Below are 18,385 nucleotides of genomic sequence, written 5' to 3'. Positions count from 1 at the left end.
GGCCCGGTCGGCCCGAAGCTGCGATTTTGGCCAAGTTGAAGAACGTTGTGGGAACGCGGCGACCGTTGTTGACGGCGGACTTGGCAGGGAATGACGTTCTGCTCCGTTAAACGGAGTGGCGTTATGAATTTTGATATTTCGAATGGGGAGCTGGTCGGGCGCTGGAGCCTGAGCTTTTCCGAGATTGGTTTTTTGAACGGCAAACCGGAGCCGGCGCGGCTGGGCCTGGCGGTTCAGCTTAAATTCTTCGCTACGCACGGGTTCTTTGTGCAGGATCACGCGGCTATTCCTGCCGATGGTGTTTCGTATCTGGCCGAGCAGCTCGGCGTCGAAGCTGAAGCGGTGAACCACTATGATTTCGCCGGTCGCACCGCTCGCCGGCATTGCGCGGAGATTTTACGGCACCTCGACTTTCGGCGTCTGAAGCGCATAGATCGAGAGCAGCTGACGTCTTGGATCGTCAGTGAACTGTGTCCGGCCGGGCAGTCGGTCAGCGCGATGCTCGAGCGTGTTTTCCTGTGGTGCCGGGACCGGCGTATTTACGGACCTTCGCGCAAGGAACTGGAACGCCTGGTTCGCTCTCAACGACAGCACTATCTGGATAGCTGGTTGACCGGAGTGCACGACCGGCTTTCTGCGAGCACGGTCGCATTGCTGGGGGCTTCCATTGCCGATCCGGACGGCCAGACGGGGTTCAATACGATGAAAGGTGACGCTGGCCAGGCGTCGCTCGACAACATCCTCGGCATGACGGCGAAACTCGCTTTCATTCAGAAACTCGTTCTGCCACGGGACCTCTTGTCGGGGACCGGAAAAGCATGGGTTGAGCAGATTGTTCGCCGTGTCGCCGGCGAAAAGGCCTCGGAGATGCGGCGGCATGCCCCTGCACGGCAGATCGGGCTGTATGCGATTTATATTCTGTCCCGCGAGGCGCAGTTGACGGATGCGATGGTCGATCTTCTGATCGAGACGGTCCACAAGATCGGCACGCGCTCGAAACGCAAGGTCGTGGGCGATATCGCAAAGGACATCGAGCGGGTTTACGGAAAGGAACGGCTGCTGGTCGAGATCGCCAGCGCCTCGATTGAGGAACCGTCCGGGCGCGTCTGCGATGTGATTTTCCCGATTGTCGGCAAGGACAAGCTGGCGGCGATCGTCAAGGAAAGCCAGGCGAAAGGGGCGCTCGATCGGCGTATATATAAGGTGATGCGCTCATCCTGGGCCAATCATTACCGGCGCATGTTGCCCGACTTGCTTTCCGTTCTGGAATTCCGGTCGAACAACACGATGTGGCGTCCAGTGCTTGCGGCGCTCGACTGGATTCGAAGCAAGATGGATGACGGTTGCCGGTTCGTGCCGATGCAGGACGTTCCGACCGATGAGGTTATTCCCGCTAGGTGGCGCAGCTCCGTCATCGATGGCGATGGGCGTGTGAACCGGATCAGCTACGAGCTTTGCGTTCTCACGTTGTTGCGCGACCGCATTCGCTCCAAGGAAATCTGGGTCGTTGGCGCGGACCGTTACCGGAACCCGGACGACGATCTTCCCAAGGACTTCGAAGTCCGGCGTGACGCCTACTATTCCGACCTCAACCTGACACCAGACGCGAGGACATTTACGTCTGCCATCCGTTCAGAGCTTGAGCGGGAACTGTTGCTTCTCAACGCCAGTATTCCGGACAATGACAAGGTCCGGCTTTTGTGGCGCGGCGAAAACCGCATCTCGATCACACCGTTCAAGCCTGCACCCGAGCCGAAAGGCCTCGATGCGATCAAAGGCGAGATCGGCGGACGCTGGCCGATGACCGGGCTGCTCGACGTGCTGAAGGAGGCTGCACTCGATACCGGTCTTCTGGATGCTTTCGAAACGTCGGCTTCGAGGGTTTCCCTGTCGAAAGAGACGCTGGATCGACGACTTTTGTTGTGCCTCTATGCGCTCGGCACGAATGCCGGGATCAAGCGGGTCGCGGGCGCGACATCCGATGTGAGCTACGAGGAATTGCTGCATGTTCATCGCCGCTTCATCCATGCGCCGGCACTGAGAGAGGCCTGCGCGCGGGTTGCGAACGCGACGCTGGCGATCCGCAATGCAGCCGTTTGGGGTGACGCGGGCACGGCCTGCGCGTCCGATTCCACGAAGTTCGGCGCGTGGGACCGCAATCTCATGACGGAATGGCATGCCCGCTATGGTGGGCGCGGCGTCATGATCTACTGGCATGTCGAGAAACGCGCGACTTGCGTTTATTCGCAGCTCAAGCGCTGCTCGTCCTCGGAGGTCGCCTCGATGATCGAAGGCGTTCTTCGCCATTGCACCGACATGGAGATCCAGCGCCAATATGTCGACAGTCATGGTCAGAGCGCGGTCGGCTTCGCGTTTTGCCGGCTTCTCGGCTTCGAGCTCGCTCCGCGCCTGAAAGCCATTGGTCGCCAGAAGCTGGCGATTCCGGACGCGGCGATGCGCGCGCGGCTCCCGAATCTCCTGCCGATCCTTTCCGGCGCGATCAACTGGGAGGAGATCGAGCAGCAATATGATGAGATGGTCAAATATGCCGCCGCCATGCAGACGAGAACGGCGGACCCGGAGGCGGTCCTGCGCCGGTTTGCACGGGCCGAAGTGATGCATCCAACCTACAAGGCGCTGAGCGAGCTCGGTCGCGCGGTCAAGACCATATTCCTGTGCCGCTACCTTCGACGGGAGACGTTTCGTCGAGAAATCCATGAAGGGCTGAATGTCGTCGAGAACTGGAACAGCGCCAACGGGTTCGTGTTCTTCGGCAAGGGCGGCGAGATTGCCACCAACCGGATTGACGAGCAGGAAATCTCCGCCCTTGCGCTGCATTTGCTGCAGGCGTCGCTCGTCTACGTGAACACCCGCATGCTTCAGACCGTGCTGGTGGAACCGAAATGGGCGGGCCGGATGACACCGGAGGATTATCGCGGCCTCACGCCGCTGATTTACAGTCACGTCAATCCTTATGGCCGTTTCGACCTCGACTTGAATAGCCGGATCGATTTTGGGCGGCTGGCGGCATGACCGAGGCAATCCGGGCATCACATTTGGGTGCACCTTAGCGTGACGATCGAAAGTGACATATGCGACATGTCACAAAAGGGTGGATTCGCCATCAATGTGACGATACAAGAATGGAGCCACCCTAATGTGACGGATTTGCCCATGACCCGCGTCGGTTATGCCCGCGTCAGCACCACGGACCAGGACCTCGATATCCAGATCGCTCGGTTGAAGGCGGCGGGTTGCGAAATCGTTCGCTCGGAAACAGGCTCCGGCGGATCGCGAACCGGGCGCACGGAGCTTGAGACGATCATGCAGTTCCTGCGCGCCGGCGATGAGCTTGTCGTCTTGCGCCTCGACCGGCTCGGCCGCTCCACACGCGACGTTCTGAACCTGGTCCATGAGCTTGAGGAAAAGGGAGCCTCTCTTCGGATCCTTGAGCCGGAAGTCACGACGGCCGGAACCATGGGAAGGATGGTGATCACCATCCTCGGCATGGTTGCCGACATGGAACTGAAGTTCATCAAGGATCGCCAGCGCGCCGGGATCGAAGCCGCCAAGATCGAAGGCGCCTACAAAGGCCGGAAGAAAAACGTCGATGACGATGAGATCCGACGCCGCGTCGCCGCCGGAGCAAGCAAGGCGAGTGTTGCCCGCGAGCTGAAGGTCTCGAGAATGACCATCTATCGGGCGCTCGACGTTCCGTCAAAGACCGAGCTGCCGGAGAAGCCGCCGGCCGCCGCAATAGCCCTGCATCTGATCATCGAGAACTTCAACAAACATGGCCGGGGCAGAAAGCCCGCTCGTGAGCGCATCGAGGCGATGCTGGAGCGTGATTATCAGATGCAAAAGACCGGCAACTGCGATTACACTCTGACCATCACCTATGACCGCGAGCCCGATGGCGTCAGCCTGGATGATGAAATCGAAAATCTCCAGACAGAGATGTTCAACATCGCCGAGAGCTACAGGTGCTCCATCGAGGTCGATATCCACGAAATCGGTGGTGACGAACGGTCCTGGTAGGCACGAACGTTCAACATTCGTTCTTCAACTTGGCCAAAATCGCAGCTTCGGGCCGACTGGGCCTACTCGATACCCGCATGTAACCGATCAACATGTGCGACAAACCTCAAATCAGGTGTTGCCGCACAGCCTAACATTCCGACAGGGTTTGTCGCGCAAAAAATGGCCCTATTGCGTGGCCAGTTTGCCCCGCGATCACGGTGAGCGGAAATCATGTGTTTCCCGTCACCTGCAAAATGCCCTTAGCGTGTATTAATGTAGAAATGACCACAGAGCCCCATGAGCGGACGAGCGCCGGTCGGGAAGCCGCGAAGGCGAAGGGCGTTCGCTTCGGCCGCCCCCCTGCCCTTTCGGCCGAGCAGATCGCGCACGCGCGCCAGCTCATCAGTGAGAACAAGAAGCCGGCCGAGGTCGCCCGGCTCCTGGGCGTGCACCGCGCGACCCTTTACAGAGCGCTTGATGGCGCGACGGTCGTGTAGAAAGGCTGGGGATCAAGTCTCATCGTCCATTTCCTCGCCGTCCCGTCTGACTCCGGCGCTTGAAATTGTATCGTACGGGAGCAATTTTATATGTGCAATTGTGCACAACTGCATGTTTGCACGTCGAATGTATCATTGTGGCGGTCGAATGATCGGATCATAACCACAAATTTGTACCTAGACGGATGAAGGCGAGTCGGCTTCAGATCGGCCGAAAAGGCCGTGCCGATCGATACTAAATTATCCGATATGCGCGTAATTCCCGCTACTTAGAGTTTCGGGGTTGCAGAATCGGGCAAATCGCTTCTTCATGTAGACATGCCGAATCGAACCCGAGAGCAAGTAAAGTTGGAAAGTGTCCGAAACCTGCGGGCGCGTTGGCGCGCGGAGGGGAGGATACTTGTGCAAGCTGATCTACCCGGCGATTTGGTGGCAGAGCTAGACCGCTTGAAGGATGAGGCGGGTTTGCGTGGGCGAACGCCGATCATCGAGGAAGCAGTGAGGTTTTATATCGAAGCGAAGCAGAGGGCATGAAATGAAAAACCCCTAGCCGTTCGCTGCGGCAAGGGGTTTTCGGATTACGGAAACGGCTACGTTGGAACCGCCATAAGCAGCTCCCAACATAGCCGCTAAAAAGGAAGCCTGCAAGAGACACCTCTTGCGGGAACGATGAATCTTTGTCCGTTGTCCACCCCCTCATGCCCTCCCAAACGGAGGGACGAAGGACAAATGTTGAGGACGCAAATCGCGGCCGCGATCGGCTGCGCGCGCGGGCACGCGCTTGATGAAATCATGCGAGAGGTATGGTCGCGCTTCAGCGCCGGCCAGCTCTCCGAGGAAGACGCCGGCCAGCTCTCCGCGCTCGCCCACGAGCGCCGGGCCGTCTGGCAGGGATCGGGACAGGCCGCGCTTGGCCTGGTCTTCCCTCCCCCGGCCGCACGGTGCCCAACGCCGGTTCGTCGGCGTAGCCATTTCAAGGGGCGATCCGAGGGCCAGATATGGCGGCCGACGACACGTAAGGACGTGCAAGCGATCTTGAGGGCGGCCGAAATCTACAACGAGGCCGGATTGCACGAGAAGGGCGAGCGCAGCGGGCCGCTCGGATCGGTGGCGCTGGACGTCCTGCGGCTATTCGTCAATCTCATCGACTTCCGCACCGGCAGGCTAGAGCCGTCTATCACCACGATCATGGACCGCTTGGGCCGCTCCCGCGATACGATCGTGCGGGCGCTAAAGAAGCTGCGGGCGCATGGCTTCATCGACTGGCTGCGGCGCTACGAGCCGACCGGAAACGAAGGGCGTGGCCCCCAGGTGCAGCAGGCCAGCAATGCCTATCGCCTGTCTCTGCCGGAAAAGGCCCGGCAGTTCCTTGGTCGGTTCGGCAAGGCCCCTCCCCCGCCTGCGGATCACGGACAGGACCAGAGGGCTTGGAGCGAGGCAATCGACGCCTACAGGAAGGCCCTGCCCCTCGATGAGCGAACGCAGCTCGACGTGGGCAACAACCCGGTAGGACAGGCTCTTGTCCGCATAGCAAAGAGTTTGATGAAATGTGAGTCCGATAACCAGACTGAATCCCCATCTGATCTTTATCTAAGAGGGAAAACATAGGCGGTCGCCGCTGCTCGGGCTGCTTTCGCAGCCCTGCGGCGGTTCGGCCCGCGTTAAGTGCGGGCCGACAAGCGGCTCCACCACAGTAAAAACCGAAGCCTTGAGCTCGCGGACACGTTGTCATGGGCTTTCGAGGAAAGGATGCGGAGAGGCCGTGCCCGACTCGTGCACTTGTGCACAGTTGCACAGCCCATTTGCTTCTTAGCTACTTGTTGTGCTACTATGTACACAGCACAACACGAGGCTTTCACCATGCCGGCAAGCACCACCATGACAATTCGGGTTTCCCGGGAAACCAAGTCCAAGCTGGAACGGATCGCGGCCGACACGCGGCGCAGCAAATCGTTCCTCGCCGCCGAGGCCGTATCCGCCTACGTCGAGCGCGAGCTTGAAATCATCGACGGCATCAAACGCGGAATGGCTGACGTAGCGGCCGGCCGCGTGATCCCCCATGCGCAGGCGGTCGCCGAAATGCGTGAGGTTATAGAGGAAGCGAAGCGCCGGAAAGCCGCGCAAGGATGAGGCAAGTTGTCTGGTCGATCGAGGCGCAGCGGGATAACCTCGAAATCCTGCGCTACATCGCGGAGGACAACCCATTCGCTGCCGAACGGGTTGTGGACGAGATCGAAGACGCCGGGAACAAGCTAGGCGAGTTTGCGACCGGCCGGCCGGGGCGGGTTAGCGGAACCTATGAAAAGTCCCTTGCACGTCATCCCTACATTATCGCCTATGAGCTGACGAGTCTGGGCGGACAGGAGGTAGTTGCCATTTTGCGCGTTATCCATACGTCGCGGGATTGGCCGGCCGAGGAATGGCCAAACTAATTGTGCAGGTGTGCACAATTGATCAACTGCACAAAGCGCATTGACTGAATGTCGTCAGACTGACAATGTTCGTTGCTGCAATTGTGCACAATGGAGCTTTTGCAAAAATGCGGTGTTGCACATGAAAACTATAGCTATCGCCATGCAGAAAGGTGGCGTCGGCAAATCGACGCTCGCGAAAGCCCTTGGCGTTGCCGGGGCTAAGGCCGGCTTGAACGTCCTCGTGCTGGACATGGATACGCAACAATCGACCGGCCAATGGGCCGAGCGCCGGAAAGAACCGCTCCCCGTTGTGCGCTTCGCGACCGAGATCGAGTTGCCGAAACTGTTGCGGCAGGCAGAGGAAGCCGGCTGCGACCTGGTAGTCATCGACACACCGCCAGCAAGGAGCACCGAAGCGCCGGCCGCCGTGGAAGCCTGCGACCTCGTGCTTGTGCCGTGCTCGCCTGACATTGAAGCCTATGAGCAGCTTCCGAGGACCGCGCGCCTTGCGCGAACGACGGAGAAGCCGGCCGCCGCTGTGCTGACGATGGCGCAACCAAACAGCCGCACCGAAGAAGACATTGCCCGCCAGGTGTTCGAGACGGTCAGGCTTCGGATGGTCCCGGCCGTCCTTCACCGTTTCAAGGTGCATCGGGACGCGAGCCGGGAAGGGCTGACTGCCTTTGAGATGGAGCCGGAGGGCAAAGCCGCCGCAGAACTGCAAGCCCTATGGCAATGGGTTGCCGCAGAATTGCAATTGAGCACAAGTGCACCTGTGCACAAAATAGCGTGAGGACTTTATGGCGAAGACAAAAGCGACTGCACAGGATTTCCTGTCCAAAATGAACTTGCCCGAGCAGCAGGAAGAACGGCCGGAGCCACATGTGACCAGCTCGCCCGTTGTCCCTGCCGTACGCGAGCGAGCAGCAAGCCGAAGCGGCCTTAAACATATCGGCGGCTATTTCGACAGGGACACCGTGGAAAAGGTTGCTATCTTGAGGGCACGCCTCGACCTCGACAACTCGCAGCTCATCAAACGTGCGATTGAAGAGCTTTACAGTAGGGAAGGGGCCGCCCGAAAATTCGGTGATCGGTAGTGCGTTTGTGCACAATTGCAGCGTTGCACGCCAGTAACCCGCCCCCGGACGGCCCTACGGCCCAATATGATAAGAGCGGGCCGTCCGGGGGCTACCGTCAGTGCCAGCCGAGAGTTTTCCCGATCGCTGCCCACCTGCTATAGTTGTCTCGCCGGCGAATTGCCGGCCAGGGCGTGGAAACCCTGCAAAGCTAGACAACGAGGCGACAGAATGGAGCCAGGCGAAGGCTGGACTATCGAAAGGCGACCTAATTTTTTATTGCGGGTACGGGCGTGGCTCGCTTGGCGGGCGTACCGGAGGGCAGAGGAACCCTATAGGCGTCTTACGTGGCAGATGGACGCGCTTGAAGCTGAGCGCGAGGCGCTATTGGAGACGATGCTGGCCGATCATCGCGCCGGCCTGTTGGAAGAACATGACGTTGAGCTTCGGGCGGCGGAACTGATGCGGATCAACGTCCAGTTCGCGGAACTTGCCGAGCCATGGCAGAAAGCTGATGCTGCCATGCGTTCGGCGTACGCGAGGACACAGAGGGTCTTGCGTGATATCGGATTTCGGGAGACTCCGAATTGATCGCAGGCCGGGCGTGGAAATCTTGTCAGAATAGGACTATAGGGCGACGACCGGGTGACGGTTGCGCATGTCCAGGCATTTGCTAAAGGCTTCCGTGCCTGACTAGCTTCAGGTTTCCAACACCCGGTTTGGAAGCGTATCACGCTCATGTCACGGCGATTTCGCGCGGCCGAGGCCGCGCCCGGCCTGGAGGCGAGCGCTCTTATCGATTGGGCTGTAGAGAGCCGAAGGGCCGCCAGAGACAATGCCCCGGCGCTGAGCGCCGGGACTGTTGCATGTGTTTTCAGTATGTCGGCTTTGGCTGAACAAGCGTCGCGAGAGATGGCAGGATAGGCTATTGGTATACCCATAGCCGTTTCGCCCGAGGGGCGATCGTCGCAAGCGACTGGCAATGCCGGGTTCCTCTCGGAAAATCAGCGAATAGGTGAATCTGCCGTTGTGCTTTTCAGCGATTGAGTGAATCGGTGAATGGGCGCTTCCGTCGATCGGCGTTTAGGGGAAACGGTGAATAGGCGATTGCGCTGATGGGCAAATCAGCGAATCCGTGTTTGCGCGAACAGGCAATACACTCATTGAGCGTATTGGAGGATTGCCTACTAACCTGCATTTTGCTCCCCAAGGTCCAGCTCGCGCCAGAACCGTCCCTGATCCTTGACGAGCGGCCCCCATGTCTTGGTGATGGTTCTGGCGGCGTCCGGGCCTTCTGGCGAGATCGTCTTTTGCAGCGCCAGCAGCTCGCGCCGCTTGGCGCGAAGCTTCGCGGCAAGTCCGCGATCGTCCTCACTGATTTCGCGATGTCGCGCGAGGATCATGGCGCGCGCCTGATTGAGGATCTCGATAGCGGTTTCGGCCGCGACGATGTTGTCATAGGTCCATGCGCCGGCCTTGCTGCCGGTTTGGAGCTGTTCGGCGCAGATGCTGGCGACGATCGCGATGAGGACTTTCACGCGCTCGACCAGCCAGGCCAGTTCCTCGCCGGTGATGACGTATTCGGGGGAATAGCGTGCACCGACATAGGCGCGATCGGCGCGGGTGAAGCAGCGCCGGGCAAAGCGGGTGTCGCGCGGCCATACCTCTATCAACCGTGGGTCGGTGCGTTCGGCGTGTGATCGCAGGTTGCTCAGGCGGTGCGATTTGGGACTGTAGAGCGTCAGAACGAGCAGGACGCAATGATAGAGGCGTTCAATTGTCTGGTGCAGGTCGAAGGCGGCTTCGTTGGCATAGCCGCGTCCGATAGCCTCCTGAGCCAGCTCGAAGCGCCGCGCTGCACTTGGAAACCAATGATCGAAATGCCGCCGCGCCTCGGCGCGCATTTCGTCGGTTGTGAGCTTTTTGGGGGGAGGCGAGGGTATGTCCCGGCACCTCGTATAGAACGACACCGTCACGGGCGATGTCGATGAAGAAGGGGCGGCCGTGGGCGAGCTGGTCATTCACGTCCATGATGGAGTGAACGATGAAGTTGACCGGTGTCGCCAGATGTTTGGTGACGGTCAGCTCGCGCACGAAGCGCTCGCCGGCCTTCTCCCAGGATTCATGCTGATCGGCAAATCTCTCTGAGTTGACGATGACGAGCAGATCAAAATCGGAGCTGTAACCCGCTCTTGCGGTCCTCGACCCAATCGCCTCGCGCGTAGGAGCCGAAGAGGACCAGCTTGAGGATACGGCCCTTCTTTTCCTTGTCGGAGAGCTTGCTCTTCTGCGCATCCTCGAACTCATCGAACAGGATACTGGCGACCCTCTCCAGCTCGCGGCGCTTCCTGTCGGGCAGATGCGTGAGGCGTTCCGGGAGCGTCACGGAGCCCCCTTTCTCTTGGCAAGCAGCAGCTCTTCCAGCGAGACGTTCAAAGCATTGGCGATCCTGGCGATAACCTGCGTGGTCGGATTTGCCGAGCCGTCGAGAATGCGGAGATAATAGGGGCTGGTCATATGGCACATTGCCGCGATCTGCTTCTTGTTAAGGCCGCGCCTTTCCTGCTCCCGTTCCATGGTCGCCGCGATGTTTCTGACGATGAGCAGACCGAGGTCTGTATCGGGTTTTTGTCGTATCAGCTTTGTCATGCCGGGTCGAACGCTCCTCTGAACTCGGGATCGGTGTAATAGGCGAGCTTGCCGGCGACGATCGGCCGTTGCCCGGCCAGGAACAACAATTGCCCTTGCGCCGGCAGGTTACGCACCTCGTCGGGGGTGAGCAGCGGCCGGGCGGTGTGTTGCTGGCTGTAGGAGATCCCTGACTTTTCGGAATCGAGGGCGCGGGCCATGGTCTGAAAGACGACGGTTTCCTGTCCGAGCAGATCGGAGACGAGCCGGGCGCTGTCGTGATCGTTGACGCCGAAGACCTGAAGCACGCCGGCGTTCGATAGGAAAGTGCCGGCACGCTGCCTGTAGGTAGCGCGCAGCTGGTGGACGTCCTGAAGGATCGGCCAGAGCTGGACGCCATAACCCGCCATCAGGCCCATGGCGCGCTCGACGGGAGCCAGGTGGCCGAGGGCGGCGAATTCATCGAGCAGATAGAGGACCGGCACGGCCGGCTTTGCGGGATCGCGGGCCATATCGAGCAGACTTTGACTGACGAGCAGGCGCAGCCAGCGCGAATAGGTGGACAGGCGATCGGGCGGCAGGACGAGGAAGACGGTGACGTTGCTGTGTTTGAGATCGGCAAAGCGAAAGTCCGATCGGCCGAGCACGGCTGTCATGCGCGGGCTGTCGAGAAAGTGCGTGTGGCGCTGCGCCGCCGACAGCACGCCGGCTGCTTCACGATCGGACTTGCCGAGGTGGCGGTTTGCGGCGCGGGCGATCAGGCCGCCCGCCTCGTCAGCTTCCTGCATGCGCTTCAGGAGCGCCGCGAAGGCTTCCGGGGCGAGCGTGAGATATTCGCGCAGCGTGCCGAGGTGACGCCGGCCGGGAGATTCCACCGCAACGATCTTCAGCAGCAGGCCGGATATGAGCGCTTTGGCTTCCTCGTTCCAATGCGCTTCACCCACCATGCCCGGTTCATCGAACACAAGGGCGTCGGCCAGGGTGGCGGCATCTTCAGCGACATCGAGGCTGGACGGATCGAGCGTGTCGAGTGGATTGAACGCGGCCGACGGCATGCCGGTGACGCCGAAGGTGTCGAGCACATGGACCGGCCCGAATTTTTGCCGCGCACGGCCAGCGATCTTCGCATTCTCCCCCTTCGGATCGATGCAGATCACGGAGCGATCGGCGGTCAGCAGGTGGAATGATGGTGCCCACGCCCTTGCCGGTCCTCGTCGGAGCCATGGTCAGGAGATGCGCCGGCCCGTCATAGCGCATGATGCTTTTCGACTTCGGATCGCGGCCGATGAGCAGACCGGTATCGGATCGGGTGAGGGGGGCGACTTCCTTGTTGGTGGCGAAGCGTGCCGAGCCATGGGTGTCGTCGGCCATATCCCCGAAATGAACAATCAGCGGATTGGTGATGAACCGGAAGGTGATCCAGGCGAGCACCAGTAGCGTGCCGAGATCGAGCGCGATGAATGGGATGGTGCCGGGACCAAAACCGATTTTCTGAAGGGCGAAGCGTCCGCCCATGCCGATTAGAAACAGGGCGATGATGAGAATGAAGAGAAGACCGAGAAGCGGTTTCCAGATTCGGAAGGGCAGACCGATCAATGCAACGAAAGCCCAGAGCGGATCACGTGCGGCGGCGCGCAGCATATTCTTGAAAGCGGCCCATGCAAGTCTCGCCTGGTTCATGAAGCAGCCTCCGGGCTGTTGCTGTTCCCTGAAGAATTCTCCGGCGCTGGCCCGAGCAGATCGGCAAAGAGCACCTTATCATTATCGCGGGTAAGGAAGCCGGGCAGCTCGCGGCGCAACCAGTCACCGAGACGCTTGGTGAATTCCGGATCGTTGGCATTTTCCAGCCGATGCAGGACGAGCGCGCCGAGCAGCACCTTGCGGCGTGTATCGTTGCTGCGATCTTGTTTCGAAAGCCGGGCCTTCAGTGCCGAGCGCTGTGCGTCCAGCTCAGCCAGACGCTGTTCGATGGATTTTCTTGCCACTGTTGATCCTTTCACTTCGTTGCGGGCGCGGCCTTGAGTTTGACCATGATGATTTTGGGATGATCGCCGCTGCGCTCTATGTCCACGAGGCCGGAAGCCTCGACCAGTTCGGAAAGCCGCGCGAAGCCATAATTGCGGGCGTCAAAATCCGGAGCCTGTTTCGCCAGATGCCCGCCGACACGCGCGAGGTTGGCGCGGCCGTCTTCATCAGCGGAAGCGGTCACGGCCTTGGCGAGCATTTCGAGCGCGGCTTTATCAAGTGCCGGTTTTGCTGGCGCGGGTTTGACGACTGGCGGCGCAATCTCTGCTGCCACGACTGGCTGGCGAGCTTTCCGGTCTACGGCAATAGCCACCGCTTCCTGCTCTGGTGCTGTGGCGTTCAGCACGTCGAAATAAACGAACTTGTCGCACGCCGTGATGAATGGGCGAGGCGTCTTGCGTTCGCCAAAGCCATAGACCGTCACGCCCTGTTCTCGCAGACGCGCCGCCAGTCTGGCAAAGTCGCTGTCGCTTGATACGATGCAGAATCCGGAGAAGTGGCCTGTATAGAGCAGGTCCATCGCGTCGATGATCATTGCGCCGTCAGTCGCATTCTTGCCCGTGGTATAGGCGAACTGCTGGACAGGCTGAATGGAGTGCTCCAGCAGACACTCTTTCCAGCCCTTGAGGTTCGGGCCTGTCCAATCGCCATAAATGCGCTTGACGCTGGCGACACCATAATTGGCAATTTCGGCAAGCAAGCCCGTGACAATCTTTGGAGAAGCGTTATCTCCGTCGATCAGCAGAGCAAGCGTTGCAGCCGTGTCATTCGCCATGCTTTCCCTCCATCCGCTCATATTTGTCAGTACCCTAAACAAACATGACAAATTGGCAATACTTTATGTGCTAGCGGTTGTGACATCTGCCAACTCTCCCGCCAACATTTCTGCTGAATTATGAGTTCTCTCTTTGAGGACGGCCATCTCGTCAAGCGCAACACCGTGGCCGATTGAGCGAAGCGATTGAGGTTACTAAGGGCGCACTTACGAGTTGCTAGGCAACTCAAGGCGCAGCAGAGCCGATAACAGGGAGCCAGATCGTCGTTGGCAATCTATCACGCCAGCATGAAGCCGATTTCTCGTGGCAGTGGGCGCAGTTCCGTTGCCGCCGCCGCGTATCGGTCTGGCGACAAGCTGACCAATGAACGCGACGGTCAGGTTCACGATTTTACTCGCAAGCAGGGCATTGCGCATGCTGAGATCGTATTGCCGGATGGGGTGTCCGTAGAATGGGCGAAAGACAGATCGGCTTTATGGAATGCGGCTGAGGCAGCCGAGCCACGCAAGGATGCGCGTGTCGCTCGCGAATTTGAGATTGCGCTGCCCCATGAGCTGGATTGCGACCAGCGCCGGGAGCTGGCGCGGGAGTTCGCCAACGAGCTTGCCAATAGATATGGCGCGGCGGTCGATATCGCTATCCATGAGCCGAATGGCGAAACCGACATTCGCAATCATCATGCCCACCTGTTGATGACGACGCGAACGGTCAGCGCGGAAGGGCTGGGCGGCAAGACAGATATCGAGCGGGACAACAAGTGGCTGCTGTCCAATGACCGGCCGACCACACATATGCAGCTTCGCGATATCCGGCAGTCTTGGGAGCTTTGCGCCAACCGGCATCTGGAACGGGCGGGGCTGGATGTTCGGATTGATCATCGGTCCCATTCCGAGCGCGGCCTTGAGCTTTCGCCGACCGAGCATATGGGCGTCCATGCCACGCAGATGCAGCGCCGGGGCGGGGAGGTCTCACGAGGGCGTCTCGATAAAGAGGCGGCCGAGCGTAATGCCGAGCTGATCCGCCAGAAGCCCGAACAGGTGCTGGCGGTCGTGTCGCGTGAAAAGAGTGTGTTCGACCGGCACGATATAGCGCGGGCGCTGCATCGTTATCTCGATGGCGATGCGCAGACCTTCCAGAATGCGTTTTCGTCGGTGATGGCATCAAAGGCCCTGGTCGAGCTTCAGCCGGCGAGCGAGGGCACGCTTGCCCGCTATTCGACCCGCGAAATGGTCGAGGTCGAAGGGCGCATGGCCGAGGCCGCGGTGCAGATGGCCGATGACAGGAGCTATCGCGTCGAGCCGCGGCATGTCGAAGTTGCGATGGGCCGGCAGGATGCGGCCATCCGGTCCAGCGTTGCCAGTTCGGTTGCGGCCAGGGTCGAGGCTGGCGAGCTGAATCGCAGCGAGGCGGACAAGGCTATCGGTACGGCGCGTCTATCCGACGAGCAGCGGGCAGCGATTGCCCATGTCACCGGGCCGGAGCGCATCGCGGCCGTTGTCGGATTCGCCGGGGCGGGCAAGTCCACGATGCTCGCCGCTGCGCGCGAGGCGTGGGAAGCACAAGGCTATCGCGTTCACGGTGCCGCGCTCGCCGGCAAGGCGGCCGAGGGGCTTGAGGAATCGTCGGGCATCAAAAGCCGCACCCTGGCGTCATGGGAGCATGGTTGGCACCCACCTAGTGGGGGCACTCCACGCGGCAAGCTGGGCCGTGGCGATGTTCTGGTCATCGATGAGGCGGGCATGATCGAAAGCCGCCAGCTCGCCCGCATCATTGTCGAGGCGCAGCAGGCAGGGGCCAAGGTCGTGCTGGTCGGCGATCACGAGCAGGTTCAGGCGATCGGGGCAGGGGCACCGTTCCGGGCCGTCACCGAGCAGATCGGTGCGGCCGAGCTGACAGACATTCGCCGGCAGCGCGAGGACTGGCAGCGTGTCGCGTCGGTTTCCTTCGCCACCAACCGCACGGCCGAGGGGCTTGCCGCCTATGCCGATCGCGGTCACGTCAAAATGCTCGAGACGAAAGACGAGGCGCGCGACTTCATCGTTCAGGACTATATGGCCGATCGCGCGGCGCGTCCGGACGGTAGCCGCGTTGCCCTTGCACATCGCCGTGCCGATGTTCGCGCCCTCAATGCCGATATTCGCTCCCGGCTCCAGGACAAGGGCGAGCTGGCCAAGGGCAATGTGCCCGGCAAGGGCGATGACGCCGGCGAGGTCAGTTTGCAGACCAATGACGGCAAGCGCGACTTTGCACCGGGCGATCGCATCGTGTTTCTGGAAAACGATCGCGATCTTGGCGTCAAAAACGGCATGCTGGGCACCGTGGAGCGCGTAGACAGCGAAACGCCGGGTGTCGGCCCCATGCTGGTCGCCGTCCTCGACGGCAAGGATCGCGCTGTGAGCGTCCCTGTAGGCCGATACGGGGCCTTCGATCATGGCTATGCCACCACCATCCACAAATCGCAGGGCGCGACCGTCGATCGAGCCTTTGTCATGGCGTCGGCCACCATGGATCGGCATCTGACCTATGTGGCGATGACCCGTCACCGGGACGCTGTGCAGCTCTATGGTGACAGGCAGGAGTTTGCCGGGCAGTCGGGACAGGGGGGTAAGACGGGAATGCTGGTCGCGCATGGCAAGGCCCCGTTCGAGAACCAGGCCGGCAACAGCGAAAGCTATTTTGTGACGGTTCAGGATGCGTCCGGCCAGAAAAGCACGGCCTGGGGTGTCGATCTTGAGCGCGCCATGCGCGAGGCCGCGCCGGCGATCGGCTCGCAGGTCGGGCTTGAGCGGAAAGGATCGGAGAGCGTTCGTCTGCCGGATGGCCGGCAGGCCGATCGTCAAAGCTGGACCGTTCACAATGATCGTGACCTTGCACGCCAGCAGATGGAATCTCGTCTGTCGCGGTCGGGAGTCAAGGAAACGACGCTCGATTATGCGGCGGCCTATGCAGAGCGGCGGGGCCTGGCCGAGCGTTTCGGGATCAGGAGCGACATCGCAATTCCGCGCGAGGCGCAGGCCCGCACCCAGGATCTTGGACGGGAAAACTCCGCCCAGGATCTCGCCGCTCATTCTGGTGCATCCTCAGAGAAACAGGTGCGCCAGGAGATTGCGCCGGCGGCCGTTGGCGTCGATCTGCAGGAGCGTGGCCAGGTCGCACCGCTGGTGCCAGCGCAGACCAATCATGCGCGCAGCGTTGAAGCTGTGGCGCGCGAGAAGGCCGCGCCCGATTTTGATCGTCATTGGCAGTCGGTCGAGAAGCTGGCGAAGGAAGTTTACAAAGACCCCGGTGCTGTCACCGACAAGATGCGCAGCGCCATCGAGGGCGGCAAGGGCGAGCGCAACATGTCGATGGTTCTCAAACGCCAGCCGGAGCGGTTCGGGGAGCTGCGTGGCAAGTCCGGTCTGTTCGGCGCCAATGCCGAGCGCAAGACCGCCCTGAAACGCGCCGAGGCGATGAGTTCGCATCTGGACGCGGCTGGAAAGACATGGTCCCGACGCTACGGCGAGGAAAAGGAAGCTGAGCAATGGCGGCGCGACAAGAACGATCGCGTCGAGGTTCCCGGTCTGACACCGCGCAGCGAGGCGCTTTTGAAGCAGCTCGACCAGATCAGGGATGCCAAGGAGCGAAACGCCTTCATGGATCAGCTCGAACGTTCGTCGGAGGGCAAGCAGGCGCTCGATGAAGCCAAAACTATTGCCAAGGCCATGCAGAGCCGGTTCGGCAGCAGCGATCACCGCGATATAGACAAGGCGCTGGAACGCACCCGATCACAGCTTCCCGAAACTGCCCGCAATGTCGATCGGATCAAGGATGTAGCGCGGATCACGAACCGGGCGAAGGAAATTGTTATCCGGCGAGACTATGCCCTCGAACGGGCGCAACAACAGAAACTCGATATTCAGCGGGGCCGGACGCGCGATCGAGGGCTGGAACGGTAATTGAAAGCGTGGTCAGCGCGTCCTAATTACCAGACGCTTTGTAACCATGCGACAACGGCGTTCCGCCATTCGACCACAGCCAGATAATGGGGTTCGATCGTTTTCCAGGCCACCAAAGGTAGGATCGATATAGTAGAGCTTCGGTCGCGGGTCCTGAAGGCTTCAGCGGAAGGTATGTCGGCACGGCAAGAGGCGGCACGGTTCGGCGTGGGAGTATTCAGCGCGATCCGCTGGATTGCGCGGGCGCAGATCGGCGCATGGTGCCCCGCCCTCAACCAGCGCTGGAGCCTGGATGTCGTCTCGGACAAGAAACAGCAAATGCGCTGGTCTCTCCGAGGTGCCCACATGTTGATGCATGTCAGAACCGCAGAATTGAACAGAAAATACACGATCGATTTGCGCGCGCCGTTTCGAATCCCCGAGCCAGACATCGCGGTGGCATTCAGCGCCAAGCCGCTTCTGCAGCGAACTGCGTGACCCCAGTAAAGTTATTCCGTCTCGATTCCTCCGCCCTGCGAGTGTTTCTGGGATGGCCCGACATCGCCCTGCTGGCGATGTCGGACGGCACCGTCAAACGTCGCGATTGACCACATTCAGGAAACTCGTTCGAGCACTTCGATTAACAAGTTTTCGGGGCCGCGCAAAAAGAACATTTATATACCGGGGCGAGGCGTGTTGATGGCCTTGGCTATGCGGCCAGTCGCTGCCCCACAGGGCACTGACCTGAGACCCTCTTCTCCTCCGGCTTGAGAGAGAGTCCTGGAAATCGGGCGGGTTGTTGGAGACGCGAGTGCGGGCGGCGCCGTACTTCGGCGATTTCATGCTGGGTCTGCCCGGCGCAGTCGAGAACACGCGCGCCGCTCTGGCGGCCGGCGTGACCACGATCGGAAATCTCGGTCAGTATTTCACGTTCCGCCTGCCGGACTGGGATGACGATGTCGCCACCACCGAGGCGACCGTTACGGCGCTGGGCTGATCGCGGCGCAGCCCGTCAAGGTTTTGGTCCATTCC

General features: G+C 60.5%; 18 protein-coding genes and 2 pseudogenes. 14 read left to right on the top strand and 6 right to left on the bottom strand.

The window, feature by feature from the left end; translation table 11 throughout:
* Positions 1-123 precede the first annotated feature (123 nt).
* The 10 genes from AC07SZ_RS35100 to AC07SZ_RS35055 all read left to right on the top strand — a co-directional run bounded on the left by AC07SZ_RS35100 (position 124) and on the right by AC07SZ_RS35055 (position 8,598).
* Positions 124-3,033, top strand: coding sequence for a Tn3 family transposase (locus AC07SZ_RS35100; protein ID WP_494917827.1), 2,910 nt, complete (start codon positions 124-126; stop codon positions 3,031-3,033).
* Between the two features lie 66 nt (positions 3,034-3,099).
* The gene (locus AC07SZ_RS35095) at positions 3,100-4,038 is read left to right on the top strand and encodes a recombinase family protein (RefSeq protein ID WP_494917826.1); all 939 of its coding nucleotides are present in this window, start codon (positions 3,100-3,102) and stop codon (positions 4,036-4,038) included.
* Positions 4,039-4,301: 263 nt separating this feature from the next.
* Positions 4,302-4,517, top strand: coding sequence for a helix-turn-helix domain-containing protein (locus tag AC07SZ_RS35090; protein WP_494917825.1), 216 nt, complete (start codon positions 4,302-4,304; stop codon positions 4,515-4,517).
* A 318-nt stretch (positions 4,518-4,835) separates the two neighbouring features.
* Complete coding sequence (locus tag AC07SZ_RS35085) at positions 4,836-5,051, top strand: ribbon-helix-helix protein, CopG family (RefSeq protein WP_494917824.1); 216 nt, start codon at positions 4,836-4,838, stop codon at positions 5,049-5,051.
* Between the two features lie 195 nt (positions 5,052-5,246).
* Positions 5,247-6,125, top strand: a complete 879-nt coding sequence (locus AC07SZ_RS35080; protein ID WP_494917822.1) for a helix-turn-helix domain-containing protein — start codon at positions 5,247-5,249, stop codon at positions 6,123-6,125.
* 252 nt (positions 6,126-6,377) lie between these two features.
* Positions 6,378-6,647, top strand: coding sequence for a CopG family ribbon-helix-helix protein (locus tag AC07SZ_RS35075; RefSeq protein WP_494917821.1), 270 nt, complete (start codon positions 6,378-6,380; stop codon positions 6,645-6,647).
* A complete protein-coding gene (locus tag AC07SZ_RS35070; RefSeq protein ID WP_494917820.1) occupies positions 6,644-6,949 on the top strand; it encodes a type II toxin-antitoxin system RelE/ParE family toxin in 306 nt (101 codons plus the stop codon). Before AC07SZ_RS35075 ends, AC07SZ_RS35070 begins: the two co-directional genes overlap by 4 nt.
* Positions 6,950-7,070: 121 nt before the next feature.
* Positions 7,071-7,724: an AAA family ATPase gene (locus tag AC07SZ_RS35065; protein ID WP_494917819.1), complete on the top strand. Its 654-nt coding sequence runs from the start codon at positions 7,071-7,073 to the stop codon at positions 7,722-7,724.
* 7 nt (positions 7,725-7,731) lie between these two features.
* Complete coding sequence (locus tag AC07SZ_RS35060) at positions 7,732-8,028, top strand: hypothetical protein (protein WP_494917818.1); 297 nt, start codon at positions 7,732-7,734, stop codon at positions 8,026-8,028.
* Between the two features lie 333 nt (positions 8,029-8,361).
* The gene (locus AC07SZ_RS35055) at positions 8,362-8,598 is read left to right on the top strand and encodes a hypothetical protein (RefSeq protein WP_494917816.1); all 237 of its coding nucleotides are present in this window, start codon (positions 8,362-8,364) and stop codon (positions 8,596-8,598) included.
* 596 nt (positions 8,599-9,194) lie between these two features.
* On the opposite strand, the gene AC07SZ_RS35050 is transcribed toward AC07SZ_RS35055, so the two are convergent.
* Positions 9,195-9,911, bottom strand: coding sequence for a HEPN domain-containing protein (locus tag AC07SZ_RS35050; RefSeq protein ID WP_494917815.1), 717 nt, complete (start codon positions 9,909-9,911; stop codon positions 9,195-9,197).
* A 100-nt stretch (positions 9,912-10,011) separates the two neighbouring features.
* On the opposite strand from AC07SZ_RS35050, the gene AC07SZ_RS35045 reads away from it, so the two are divergent.
* Entirely contained in the window at positions 10,012-10,155 is a 144-nt protein-coding gene (locus AC07SZ_RS35045) for a hypothetical protein (protein WP_494917814.1), read from the top strand.
* Between the two features lie 19 nt (positions 10,156-10,174).
* Here AC07SZ_RS35045 and AC07SZ_RS35040 read toward each other — a convergent pair whose 3' ends face one another.
* The 5 genes and pseudogenes from AC07SZ_RS35040 to AC07SZ_RS35020 all read right to left on the bottom strand — a co-directional run bounded on the left by AC07SZ_RS35040 (position 10,175) and on the right by AC07SZ_RS35020 (position 13,435).
* Positions 10,175-10,393, bottom strand: a complete 219-nt coding sequence (locus AC07SZ_RS35040; protein ID WP_494917813.1) for a hypothetical protein — start codon at positions 10,391-10,393, stop codon at positions 10,175-10,177.
* Positions 10,390-10,656: a helix-turn-helix domain-containing protein gene (locus AC07SZ_RS35035; RefSeq protein WP_494917812.1), complete on the bottom strand. Its 267-nt coding sequence runs from the start codon at positions 10,654-10,656 to the stop codon at positions 10,390-10,392. Before AC07SZ_RS35035 ends, AC07SZ_RS35040 begins: the two co-directional genes overlap by 4 nt.
* Positions 10,653-12,315, bottom strand: a pseudogene (locus AC07SZ_RS35030) (type IV secretory system conjugative DNA transfer family protein). The gene AC07SZ_RS35035 and the pseudogene AC07SZ_RS35030 overlap by 4 nt, the downstream one beginning before the upstream one ends.
* Positions 12,312-12,620: a mobilization protein gene (locus AC07SZ_RS35025; protein WP_494917811.1), complete on the bottom strand. Its 309-nt coding sequence runs from the start codon at positions 12,618-12,620 to the stop codon at positions 12,312-12,314. The pseudogene AC07SZ_RS35030 and the gene AC07SZ_RS35025 overlap by 4 nt, the downstream one beginning before the upstream one ends.
* A gap of 11 nt (positions 12,621-12,631) precedes the next feature.
* Positions 12,632-13,435, bottom strand: coding sequence for an NYN domain-containing protein (locus AC07SZ_RS35020; RefSeq protein ID WP_494917810.1), 804 nt, complete (start codon positions 13,433-13,435; stop codon positions 12,632-12,634).
* Between the two features lie 267 nt (positions 13,436-13,702).
* Between AC07SZ_RS35020 and traA the strand changes: the two genes are divergently transcribed.
* From traA to AC07SZ_RS35005, 3 genes and pseudogenes are all read left to right on the top strand, one after another.
* Positions 13,703-17,374: a Ti-type conjugative transfer relaxase TraA gene (gene traA / locus AC07SZ_RS35015; RefSeq protein ID WP_494917809.1), complete on the top strand. Its 3,672-nt coding sequence runs from the start codon at positions 13,703-13,705 to the stop codon at positions 17,372-17,374.
* A 123-nt stretch (positions 17,375-17,497) separates the two neighbouring features.
* Positions 17,498-17,641: pseudogene (locus AC07SZ_RS35010) on the top strand (IS630 family transposase); the annotation flags it as partial.
* A gap of 508 nt (positions 17,642-18,149) precedes the next feature.
* Entirely contained in the window at positions 18,150-18,350 is a 201-nt protein-coding gene (locus AC07SZ_RS35005) for a hypothetical protein (RefSeq protein ID WP_494917808.1), read from the top strand.
* The last annotated feature ends 35 nt before the right edge of the window (positions 18,351-18,385 follow it).

Source organism: Mesorhizobium sp. GW821-FHT07A06 (assembly GCF_059419085.1).
Note: the sequence above shows the minus strand (reverse complement) of the source record. Positions and strands in the feature narration are given on the sequence as shown.